The organism is Clostridium thailandense (assembly GCF_019207025.1).
Taxonomy (GTDB): domain Bacteria; phylum Bacillota; class Clostridia; order Clostridiales; family Clostridiaceae; genus Clostridium_AM; species Clostridium_AM thailandense.
The window spans coordinates 25,891-38,017 of the sequence record NZ_JAEEGC010000116.1 but is presented as its reverse complement, the minus strand read 5'-3'; the positions used below and the strand labels follow the sequence as shown (position 1 = coordinate 38,017).

10 protein-coding genes and 4 riboswitches are annotated in these 12,127 nt (G+C 29.3%); all 10 genes read left to right on the top strand.

Annotation, left to right across the window (positions count from 1 at the left end):
- The first annotated feature begins 455 nt into the window (after nucleotides 1-455).
- The 10 genes from I6U48_RS20145 (at nucleotide 456) to I6U48_RS20100 (ending at nucleotide 11,739) form a co-directional block, all read left to right on the top strand.
- Complete coding sequence (locus I6U48_RS20145; protein ID WP_218322273.1) at nucleotides 456-665, top strand: hypothetical protein; 210 nt, start codon at nucleotides 456-458, stop codon at nucleotides 663-665.
- Between the two features lie 39 nt (nucleotides 666-704).
- Complete coding sequence (locus I6U48_RS20140) at nucleotides 705-1,523, top strand: class I SAM-dependent methyltransferase (RefSeq protein WP_218322272.1); 819 nt, start codon at nucleotides 705-707, stop codon at nucleotides 1,521-1,523.
- Nucleotides 1,524-1,914: 391 nt separating this feature from the next.
- Complete coding sequence (locus I6U48_RS20135) at nucleotides 1,915-2,304, top strand: 4Fe-4S binding protein (protein ID WP_218322271.1); 390 nt, start codon at nucleotides 1,915-1,917, stop codon at nucleotides 2,302-2,304.
- 94 nt (nucleotides 2,305-2,398) lie between these two features.
- On the top strand, nucleotides 2,399-2,860 hold the full coding sequence (locus I6U48_RS20130) for a DUF8180 domain-containing protein (protein ID WP_312891100.1): 462 nt from the start codon (nucleotides 2,399-2,401) through the stop codon (nucleotides 2,858-2,860).
- A gap of 465 nt (nucleotides 2,861-3,325) precedes the next feature.
- A complete protein-coding gene (gene cbiM / locus I6U48_RS20125; RefSeq protein ID WP_218322270.1) occupies nucleotides 3,326-4,321 on the top strand; it encodes a cobalt transporter CbiM in 996 nt (331 codons plus the stop codon).
- A gap of 656 nt (nucleotides 4,322-4,977) precedes the next feature.
- Nucleotides 4,978-5,508, top strand: coding sequence for an ECF transporter S component (locus tag I6U48_RS20120; RefSeq protein WP_218322269.1), 531 nt, complete (start codon nucleotides 4,978-4,980; stop codon nucleotides 5,506-5,508).
- Nucleotides 5,509-5,540: 32 nt separating this feature from the next.
- Nucleotides 5,541-6,131: a class I SAM-dependent DNA methyltransferase gene (locus I6U48_RS20115; protein WP_218322268.1), complete on the top strand. Its 591-nt coding sequence runs from the start codon at nucleotides 5,541-5,543 to the stop codon at nucleotides 6,129-6,131.
- A gap of 95 nt (nucleotides 6,132-6,226) precedes the next feature.
- Nucleotides 6,227-6,409, top strand: a riboswitch (cobalamin riboswitch).
- A gap of 138 nt (nucleotides 6,410-6,547) precedes the next feature.
- Nucleotides 6,548-6,763, top strand: coding sequence for a hypothetical protein (locus I6U48_RS20110; protein WP_218322267.1), 216 nt, complete (start codon nucleotides 6,548-6,550; stop codon nucleotides 6,761-6,763).
- 53 nt (nucleotides 6,764-6,816) lie between these two features.
- Nucleotides 6,817-7,278, top strand: coding sequence for a hypothetical protein (locus tag I6U48_RS20105; RefSeq protein WP_218322266.1), 462 nt, complete (start codon nucleotides 6,817-6,819; stop codon nucleotides 7,276-7,278).
- A 67-nt stretch (nucleotides 7,279-7,345) separates the two neighbouring features.
- Nucleotides 7,346-7,518, top strand: a riboswitch (cobalamin riboswitch).
- A gap of 314 nt (nucleotides 7,519-7,832) precedes the next feature.
- A riboswitch (cobalamin riboswitch) is annotated at nucleotides 7,833-8,012 on the top strand.
- Between the two features lie 277 nt (nucleotides 8,013-8,289).
- Nucleotides 8,290-11,739: a cell wall-binding repeat-containing protein gene (locus I6U48_RS20100; RefSeq protein WP_218322265.1), complete on the top strand. Its 3,450-nt coding sequence runs from the start codon at nucleotides 8,290-8,292 to the stop codon at nucleotides 11,737-11,739.
- 105 nt (nucleotides 11,740-11,844) lie between these two features.
- Nucleotides 11,845-12,035: riboswitch (cobalamin riboswitch) on the top strand.
- Nucleotides 12,036-12,127: the final 92 nt, after the last annotated feature.

The following is a 12,127-nucleotide window of genomic DNA, read 5'->3' as shown; positions in this document are numbered from 1 at the left end:
TTTTTAATCATTCTAAAGCTCAGTATTTTGAAAATCTAAGAAACTTTTATAAACTCGTACCTCAAACATATAAAAGCTTCTAAGATTTTCTAAAATACTTCGCTAAGAATGATAAAAAAGTTTTTATATGTGCTTTCAGCTTTGGTAACATCTACCTGCGTATAAGTTTACTTTCTGGTGTGGTTATCTATAGGAGGGTGTGATTAAACAAAATTTTACATTTGGTAAATCCATCAATACATCCAGGAGCATAAGTTAACTGTCTGGTGTGGATATCTATACATTTTAATAGTTCCTTTGTCTTATTAAATAAAATCTCATTAAAACTCTTTTGAAACTATAATGGTGGCCAAATATTTACACCATTATAGTTTACATTTAATTTATTTATAAAAGAAGAGATAGTATATATCAAGTTTATTTAAACAATATGAGAAAATTGAGGAGGTTTTTTTATGCATATTCCAAAAAATTATTTAAAATCATCAAAACGCATTATGAAGAATGATGTATTGTCAATATGGCCCAAATTAGGAGAAAATAGTATTGTCATAAAAGCAAAAGAGGATGTATTAAATATAAAGTGTGCTACTCCTGTGTTAGATATGAAAGAGTGTGTAGAGAAGGATATTTTTAAAGAGCATTTAATGTTGTATATTTGGTAATGGAGTAAAGAATAAATTATAACATAGGAGGTTTTTTATATGGATATAAAGTATTTTTCACAGTCATGGGATAATTCAAAAAAATACTATACTCTGGAAGAAAGGTTCTGGAATCAAAGAGCTGAAGAATTTAATAGAAAAGATATACAGGAGAAAGAAAATAGAGATTTTTCTTGTATATTAGACTTTATTGAAGTAGGACAACATCCTAGATTTGAAAATGTATTAGATATAGGATGCGGTACAGGATTTTATTCCATGCAATTCTCTAAAATATCTGAGTATGTTATAGCTACAGATATTTCTGAGAATATGATAACTTATGCTAAAAATAATTCAAAGGAAAAGGGTATAAATAATATAGCTTTTATAAAAAAGCCTTGGTCAGAATTGAACTTAGAAGCGTTTGAGTGCAAAGAAAAATTTGACATGGTTTTTGCTTGTATGAGTCCAGCAATAGACAGTTATGAAGATCTTATCAAAATGATTAACTATGGAAGAAATTTATATTTTTTAAGCGGATTTGTAGAAAGAAAAGATAATTTAAAGGATGAGCTTTCAAAAAAAATTTTTAATAGCAATGGGAATAATACTCATGAAAATAAAATATATAATGCTTTTAATATATTGTGGAATATGGGATATTACCCTAAAATAATTTATAAAGATTCTAGTTGGGAGAGATGTAAATCTGTAAATGAGCTCTATTCAGAGTTTTTGAACCATTTTGAGAGAACAAAAGTTTTAACACAAGAAGATAAAATTATTATTAAAGATTATTTAAAAGATAAAGCTGTAGATGGCATGGTACAAGAAAAAACAACTGCTAAAATAGCTTGGCTTTGCTGGAAAAAGTAGCAGCAGAAAATACAAAGCATATTTAGATTTAGGGAATTACACATAAGACTGACAGTAGATTCTTCCAACAGTGGACAAGAATATAGAAAAGATAGTAGAAACGAGCCGGGATGTAGTTATAATATGGGTGGATAACAAGAATAATATAAAATCAATGCAGTTTCAAAATGAGAAAAGTTTTAAAATGATACTTGAAATTTATCGTTTTGAAACTTTTTATATTGAAAAATACCTGATTAAGGAGTTGTTTTAACAATAGATATATAGAAAAATAGCCCCTTTTGTTTAATTTAAACTATTTAAAATTTAAAACCGGTAATTGGCATAAAATTTGCTATGTATAAAAGTATGTTTAAAAAGACTATTATTTTATAATATGGGGTGGTAGGGAATGAAAAAATTAGTTGTCAGTGATAGTTCTTTATGTATGAATTGTTTAAGCTGTGAAATAGCTTGTTCTGAAGCATTTTACAAAACTTATGGTAATCCATGCATTAAAATTGATGTAAAAAAAGACAATTCTCCAAATGTAAAAGCATGCAATCAATGTGGTTTATGTGCTAAGAAATGTCCTGAAGGAGCTATTAAACAAAATGCTAAGGGTATATATATGATAGATAAAAAAGCATGTACGGGCTGTCTTAAATGTGTTGAAGCATGTCCTAAAGGTATCATAGTAAAAGCTGAAGATAAGCCTAATCCAAGCAAATGCATTGCTTGTGGCATCTGTGTTAAAGTATGTCCGATGGGAATTCTTGAGATTCAAGAAAAATTAGATTAATTAAGAAGTAAAAAAGAACTTGAGTAATTACCAAATATATCCCTTGTGGACTATTTGATTTTGTAATTAAAATATAAAGAAATGAGGTGTATTTATGATTTACAATGAAAAAAATGAATACAAAAACCATCACGATCATGAACATAGCCATGACAATGAGGAGCATTCACATGAACATGTTCATGGTGGACATAATCATGTGAATGAAATATCTGCAGATTGTGAGTGTAAATCAAATTTAAACAAGGAAGAAGAAACTTTAAAAGTTTTATTAGTTCATTGGGTTGAACATAATGAGTCCCATGAAGAAGGATTTAAAGAGTGGGTTGAAAAGTCAAAATCAATGGGAAAATTGGAAACATCAGAATCCATACAAAGAGCTATAGAATTTATGCAAAAGGCAGATGATATGCTTAGGGAAGCTAGGAAAAGTATGGTGGTGAGTTCTGAGGAGAAAGATACGGAACACGAACATGAACATAGTCATACACATGACCATGAACATACTCACTTACATACTCATGAGCATACAAAAGAGCAATTACAACAAATGTAACTTTGGAATAAATATTCGGATTGCTGACAAGTATATTTTGTCAGCAATTTTTTTTTGAAAAAAATTATATTGGAGTGTAATCATCAAAGCAAAAGAGGATGTATTAAATATAAAAGGGACAACTGTATTAGATATGAAGAAGTGTATAGAGAAAGACATTTTAAAAGAGCATTTAATGTTATATATTTGGTAATAGAGGAGGTGATTAAAATGGAGATGAACATTTGAAGATATTGGAATCAAAGAGCTGAAGAATTCAACAGTAGTATCATTTTGATCCTGTTTCTCATTTTGAAACAAAAATATATCATTTTGATACTGACTTGTCGATTAATGAAGCTTTTTAAGTGATATTTATTTGGCATCATAATTGCTCAGTATAGAAATAGATGTGTTTTAAAATACATCTAAATTTTTAGTATTTTAAATTTAAAATGCTATAACAAAACTTAGGAGGTATTATTTATGCATATTCCAGATAATTATTTAAGTCCATCAACTTGTGCTGTTATGGGAGCAGTAATGTTACCGGTGTGGACAAAGGCAGTAAACAAAGTAAAGAAAGAAGTAAGTAAAAGGAAGATGCCTATACTAGGTGTTTGTGCTGCTGTTTCTTTTCTAGTTATGATGTTTAATGTTCCATTACCAGGAGGAACTACAGCCCACGCAGTAGGGGCAACTTTAATTGCAATCTTAGCAGGACCTTATGCAGCTACGATATCCGTCAGTATAGCACTGCTTATTCAAGCGTTGTTCTTTGGAGACGGTGGTATACTTGCTTATGGAGCGAATTGCTTTAATATGGCTTTTGTTATGCCATTTGTAGGGTACTACACATATAGTTTTATAAAAAATAGAATGAAAAGTGATAAAGGTGAATACATAGCAGCTTTTGTAGGAGGTTACTTAGGAATACTTACAGCAGCCTTTTGTGCGTCTATAGAATTTGGAATACAACCTATGTTATTTAAAGATGCTACAGGTGCGGCTATTTATTGTCCTTATGCTTTAAATGTAGCTATACCGGCTATGGTGTTACCACATCTTTTAGTTGGCTTATTAGAAGGTGCAGTTACTGCAGGAGTATATTCATATGTTAAAAAAATGTCACCAGGAGTTATATATGAAGGTAAAACTACAAATAGAAAATCATTATACGGATTACTTGTTGCCATGATAATACTTTCTCCAATAGGACTTTTAGCTAGTGGAACTGCATGGGGAGAATGGGGAGCAGATGAAATGAAGGACATAGTGGGATACGTACCTAGTGCATTTGAACATGGATTTAATTATAATGCACTTATGCCTGATTATGGTGTAGCTGGTATAAATGAAAAAATAGGATATATTATTTCAGCTGTAGCTGGGGCTGCCATTTTGATAATTGTATTTAAAATAGTTGCTTCGTTTAAAAAGGAAAAAGTAAATAATAATGATAATATGAAAGCTTCTTCATAGTTGAGATAATATTAATTTGATTATGATATGTTTGAACTATTATAGAAGTTAAGTTATAAAAATTAATTCTTAAAATAGAAGAGTGAAACAAATTATATACTTCATTTATAGCAAATAGTTAAGATCATAAACTGTTTACTATAAATGGAGTATATTTTATATTATAATTTTTTGATGTAATTTATTGAATAAACTTTTGATATTGGTAATTTGAATTTAGCAATCAATTATTTTGCTGTTTCATTTGGTCGTTAATGTGTTATCATAATGAAATTCACAGTACATAATTTATCATTTTGAAACTAATTTTATTTCAAAATGATAAAAATTAAAAGCTATTATTATGAATATTAAAGGCTGAAGCATTGGCATAAAAATTGCTTTATAAATAAGCATAGTTTGAAATAAATTTAAAAACCTAAAAACCTAAATTAAAAAATACTTAAATGCAGTCCCTCCTGTACTTAAGTATTTTTTAATTAGTTTCAAAATGATAAAAAATCCAGTGATTTTATCATTTTGAAACTAATCTTGTATCTTTTTGATATCATTGTCTAAAGATGTCACTAATTTAGAAGAATTGTGATATTGGCATATTATTTGCTGTATATATTCAATAAAATTACGAATATAGAAATACTGAGAGGGGTTTTATAATGAAAAGAGTTTCAAATTTACAGCAAATGATAAGAGCGTCCTTGCTTATAGCTTTAGGTTTAATACTTCCTTACTTGTTTCATGGTGTAAAAGATGCAGGCACTGTGTTTTTGCCAATGCATATTCCAATTTTAATTGGAGCTTTTATTTTACAGCCTTATTATGCATTATGTGTAGGTGTATTAACTCCGTTACTTAGTCATATTTTCACAGGAATGCCGCCATTCCCATTTGTTTATATAATGATTTTTGAACTTGCTTCTTATGGATTATTTATTTCAATGTTTTATAATAAATTTAAAATAGGAGTTTACCCTTCGTTGATTTCGGGTATGATTTTAGGAAGAATTATAAATATATTAGGAACTTTTGTATTGCTCCATATTATAATGAGCAAGCCTTTTAATCTTGGAGTAGTGGCAAGTGGATTATTTCTTAAAGGTTTACCAGGTATAGTGATACAAATCATTCTAATACCTATTATTGTATATGCCGTTCAAAAGTCTTTAAGAAGTAATACAGTGTGCTAGTTTTACTTATTAATTTAAGAAGGAGAGAAATTATGGATAATAGAGAATTTTTTGATAATATGGCAGAAAAATGGGATAGTATTTGCTGCCACCCTGGAGAAAAAATTAAATATGTTTTCGATAAAATTAATTTAGAAAAAGGAAGCAGTGTTTTAGATATAGGAAGTGGAACTGGAATAATTATACCTTATATAGAAAAAGAAATTGGAATGGAAGGTAAGTTAACTGCATTAGATGTATCTGAAAAAATGATAGAGATATCTAAGAAAAAGAATAATTATAATAATTTAAATTTTGCAGTAGAAGACTTTTATCTTTATTCATGCAGTGAAAAATACGATTGTATAATAGCTTATTCCTGTTATCCTCATTTTACAGATAGCAAAGCTTTTTTTGAAAAAGCATATTCTCTTCTAAAAGTAGGAGGAAAGATCATTATTGCCCATGTTGAAGGAAGAGATAAAATAAATAGCAGACATAATGAAATTGACCACAAAATTGATTCTAATACTCTTGATGAAGTAGAGATTACTTTAAGTATTATGAGAAAGGCTAATCTTGAAATTATCTATGCTGAGGATAGTGAAGAATATTATATATGCATTGGCCGCAAATTGGAGTAGTAGCAGAAATAGCTTAGGAGAATAAAAATTTAATAACATTAGTTCTAGTTATAATATTGACATTAGTGATTAATAGGTATACACTAAAGTTAAATTTTATAAAGATGAATATGGGTTTAATCAATTTTGATTAATTAAAAGGGAATCAGGTTAGAATCCTGAACTATCCCGTAGCTGTAATAGATGAGTTTTAGTACATTATGCCACTTAAATATAGGGAAGGCGTACTAAAACGATGAATCTTTAGTCAGAAGACCTGCCTGTATTTTACACAATTATCTCTACGAGTGATAGGGGGAGTGTTATAATGAGAGTTTTGTTTATTTTTTACGATTGAACAAGCTTCGCTATATAAAATCCTTTTAACACTTTTGTTAAAAGGATTTTTTTATTTATTAGTGAAGGAGGGTATTTTTATGAGTATTAAAAATAAAAGTTTAAGGACATCAATAAATAACGTAATATCAGATATTAAAAAACAAGAATGGACAAAATTAAAAAAAAGTAATATTTCTATAGAAGAAAAAGAAAGAGACATATTAAATATGAAGTACTTGCCCGCTATATTAAGAACAAATGACTATAAAGAGATGGAGCTATTTGAAAGGCATTTAATGTTAAATCTTTGGTAATGAGATAAAATTAGTCTATTTTAAAAATTGATTAAATTAAGGGAGGTTTTTTTATGAAGCGTTATTTTTATAAGACAGAATTTGTTGAATATAAATCAGGACTGACTACTTATTTAAATAAAAAAAATAAAATAGTGATAAGAATTAATAATCTACATTTTAATGAACACCTCAAAAGAATAGGAGAATTTTATAAAAAGCTGCAAAGTTATTATAACAATTATTCTTTAAAAGTAAAGAAAATTATAGAACAAGATGGAATAAATTTGGAAAATATTAATGAAATTCTAAAAATTGAGATGTATTTATACAATATTGTGAGTGTATATCAGGACGATACCATAATTGAAGAAGGTATTGATTTTGAAGAATATTTGGAATGCTGGATTCATTATATTGACCAGGATACAATCCTTTCTTATTTTGATATGAAGCATGATTTAGATGTATTGAATAATAAAAAAATGTTCTTTGATTTTTTTTCAGAAAAACCCAAATTGGACAAAATAATGTAATCTAGATTTTGCATTAAAGAAAAACTTGACAAAAATGGTAAAATAATATATACTCATTATTGTAAAATTAAATAATAAAGTATTAGGTTTATTTAATAATTAAAAGGGAAAGTGGTGAAAATCCGCTACAGCCCCCGCTACTGTATACGGCGACAAATTCTATATCCACTGGAATTATCTGGGAAGGAAGAAAGAGGAAGACCCGTGAGTCAGGAGACCTGCCTGTTACTTTTACTGCAAGCTTTCGGAGGGAAAGAAAATGCATGATGACTGTTGTTTTAATACTTCTATTTTTCTTATTTAAAAATTTATAAAATTAGTTGTATTAAATGTAACATAATATGTATTTTTATAATTTGTTTATTAGGGACTTCGAAAGAAGTCTCTTTTATATATTTGGTGTTAATTTAAATATTTTTAATCCTTTTCCTTTTACACTTACTTTTTAGTAAGTGTAATTTTTTTGAATAAGTTTAAAGTTTTACAATTTTGTACAAAATATTGACAATTATACATTTTGTAGATATAATGTGAATATATAATAAAACATTAATTGACAATCAATATTTTAAGGTGCTTCAAAATGAAGATAATAGGGAAAAAGGTTTAAAACCTTTACAGCCCCCGCTACTGTGAGTAGGGATGAAATCTAGTGAACACTGGCATGCTGCTGGGAAGTTTAGAGAGTAATTTGATCTATGAGTCAGGAAACCTGCCTTAAAATAATTAACGACAACTTCGGTGGGAAGTGTGTGGTAACATTTATTTGCATAAAAGTTATATGATCCGTTATTATTAGTTTTTATATCAATAGGACTAATTAACTTTATGTAAGTCTAATATGATACTATCTTAACCTGCACGTTGTTGCAGGTTTTTATTTTTGCAAATAATTATAATTAAAATTGAAGATAGCATATAAAATCTACAAATTATATTATAAGTTGAGAATAAATATTTAGATATTATTTTGTTAAAAAATGCACAGTAAATTTAGGGGAGATATTAAAAATGAGTAAAAAAGTCACAAGAGCACTAGCAAGTGCTGCATTTATATCAATAGTTTTAAACATAGCTTTATTGACTGATCCAATTAAGGCAGCTTCAGGGGCAGTTACAAGAATAGGTGAAGCAGATAGATATGCAACAGCAGCTAAGGTTGCCATAACAAATTGGAAAACTAATGATAATGTAGTACTAGTCTCAGGTGAAGGATATGCAGACGCAGTAAGTGCATCAGCATTAGCTAAGAAACTAGATGCACCAATACTTTTAACTACATCAGGAGCTTTAAATGTAGATGCTGCAAATGCGATAGATAAATTAAAAGCTAAAAATATATATATTGTAGGTGGAAATGCTTCAGTTTCACAAGTAGTAAGAAATGAATTGAAAGATAGCTATAACCTAATAGAATTGGGTGGAGCTAATAGATATGAAACAAATGCGGCTGTGGCTCAAAAATTAGTTACACTGGGAGTAGATGCAAGTAATGTGATAATGGTTGGAGGAGAAGGATTTTCAGATGCTCTTTCAGTAGCTCCAATAGCAGCGGCTAAAGGACAAATATTATTGTTAGGAACTAATAGTGCTGATTCAATGAAATCGATTTTAAATTTCATAGATAACAACAAATCAAAGGTTACCGTAGTTGGAACTATAAATATTATAGATGATAGAATTTTAAATTCCTTTGGCGGAACAAGGATTAATGGAGGACAAGATAGATTTTCTACCAACTTAAAAGTATTGAAAGAATTTAAAGATAATATTAAAACAGATAAATTATACATAGCAAATGCAAGTGGTGATGGATATGCAGATGCTCTAGTGGCGTCAGTTTTAGCAGGAAAGGCATCGGCTCCAGCAGTGTTAATTGATGAGAAAGGAATAACAGCCACAACGAATGCTGTAGCATATATAAAGGATCATGTGGTTAGAAAAACTGATTTAAATGTTGTAGGTGGGATAGGAGTTGTCTCTGAAGAAACAGTAGAGTCTATAAGTAGTGCTGCTAAGTCAAAGATAAATACTGAAAATTCAATAGAAACAGTTAATCTTAATCAATTTAAAGTTTATTTTAATTCAGCTGTAGATAAAGATTCAGCTGAAGATGTGACAAATTATAAAGTAGATGGAAATGCTTTAACTTCAATTACTGGAGTAGCCAAAGCTATAGATAATAAAACAGTTTTAGTAACATTAGCTGACCCAAGAAAGCAAAACGATGATGCAATAATTACAGTTAAAAAGTCTATTTTAACTGCAGATAAGAGCAATACTATAGATACTTTTGAGCAAGCTTTAATGTTTTTAGATACCACAGTTCCTACATTGAATACAGTAACAGTACAGGGAAATAACAAAATAACTATTGAGCTTTCAGAAGCTGTTAATATGGCAGATATCAATACTTTAAAGAATAAAATCAAAATTGATGGACAAAATGTAAGTAATTATGGTATAGACAGCGACACAGCTTTAACTGAAATTAAAAATTCAATAGCAGCAAATGGTAAGACATGGGCAAATGAAGTTGAACTCTATTTTGATTCACCGATAGCCGCTGGAACTCATACATTAGAAGTTTTGGATGGAGAAAGGAATGGAGTTTTAAGTGATGCTGCCGGCTTTACTTTTAAAGAATCAAGTTTAGGGTTCACAGTGGATAATATACAGAGTAGACCAGCGATTACTTCTTTAAAAGAAACTACTAATGGAGAAGTTCATGTTACCTTTGACAGAGCGATGGATAAAAAAACTGCCCTTGAGGCTGCAAATTATGAATTAAATAGTGTTAAGTTAAGCACTATAGACGGCATTAGCTTTGATACTGATGATAATGATTGTGAAATTAAAATAAAAGGTTTGACCAATATTAAAATAGGCTCAAATGTTCTTTACATAAGAAATAACATTAAAGATGCTTTTGGAAACAAAGTTGCTGATGATACTAGAGTGAACTTTGAAAATGTTAAAGATGAAACTAAGCCAACGGTTACAAGAGTCACTGCAATTGATAGTGAAACCATACGTGTAAAATTTAGCAAAGATGTTAACTACTCTTATGCTACAAATAAATCAAACTATGAACTAGATGATAGTAAATCTACAAACATAACTAGTCATATTGATTGTATATATAGTGCAAGTGGTAAAAATAATAATGACAATACTAATATTTATGATATTAAGTTAACAAAATCTAATCCATCGGATAGTAGTGATGATTGGAGACTAACAGGTTCTAATTATACATTAACGATTAAGAATATTATAGATACAGTAGCTTCGCCAAATACAATGGAGGAATATACAACTACTTTAGCAGGTACTGATAATGTAGCACCAAAAGTAAAAGGTATATATTATAAGCAAAATAGTTCTTCTGGAAAAGATCAAGTAGTTGTTTATTTTTCTGAAGATATGGATGCAAATGCAATTACAAACAAAGATAATTACAAGTTTGTAAATGGAGAAGGAGATACTAAGGTATTGCCAAGTAACACAAGTATTATAGCCGGTGGAGATAACAAAAGTGCCATAATAGAATTTCCAGCAAGCTATCATGTCCAGAGAAATAATGGTACCATTACTGGTGAAACTAATGATGTAATAAAGATGATGGTTTTTAACGTTAAGGATGAGACTGGAAATTTATTAAATGGTACAGCATATACAAGCGAAATATATATTAATTTAAATGGAACAAAAGTAAAGGATGATACAATTAGGGTCTATTATTCAGGAGATGATTTGAAAGTTGATATTCAATTTGATAAAGCTATAGATAACTTAGATGCTAGTGACTTTACATTAGGAGGGGTGGCACCAACTGATGCAAGTGTCTCAGGAGACAAAGTAACGCTTACATTTAAGGATGGATATGCTGCTACTGAGGATGAAAAGAAAACAGTGCCAGTTATAATTTTTGCTAATGGAAAAACTAACAATAATAAAAATACAACTAAAATAGATATGGTAAAAGCTCAAGGACAAAAAGCATATCTTGGAATAAAATCTAATGCCAAGACAACGGATGAAACTGGTGCATCCATAGCTAGTTTATCTGATACAACAGGCAATAGCCAAAATAGAATATATGATTATGAAGCAGCGCCAGAGACTACTTCACGTTATTGGAGTGCAACAAAGGAAGGTAGTAATGGAAAGATATATATAACATTTGACACAGTGCTTGATACAAGCAGTGGTGTAAAACCTGACGATTTTGTATTTATAAATGATGATGGGACGAATTTAAAAGCTGATTCAGTAGAAATAAATGGAAATACTGTTATATTTACATTTAATAATGTATCAGAATTTAATAATAAAATTAAAGTAAAAGCTAAAAGCACAGCATCAATAAGAGCTGAGAAAGATGGTGATGGTAACTATACTAACTATGTACCATCAAATGATGATTTAAAAGAAAGAAGTGTAACCGTAACCTTTTAAAAATAGTTTTAAAATATGTTTCTCACTGAAATTTGATCAAAATATAAAAAGTTTAATTTTCACAAAATTAATAATATGTTTAATGGGAAATAAGTAAATAAAAATTAAATAGTGAAAGTATTAGGTGCTTCTATTGATTAAAAATAGAGTTAAAAGGGAAAGTGGAAAACCACTGCAGCCCACCGCTACTGTGAGGAGGATGAAACCTTATTGTGTCACTGGATAATTTTTATCTGGGAAGACGAGGGAGTAAAATGAATCCGAGCCAGGAAACCTGCCTAGTATTTGTTGATTCTTTCGGAGGGAAAGATGTATACGCAAAAAAATTATCTATAAATAGATAATTTTTATGGTGAAAAAAGGTGGGCTCTTTCAAGGGTTCATTTTT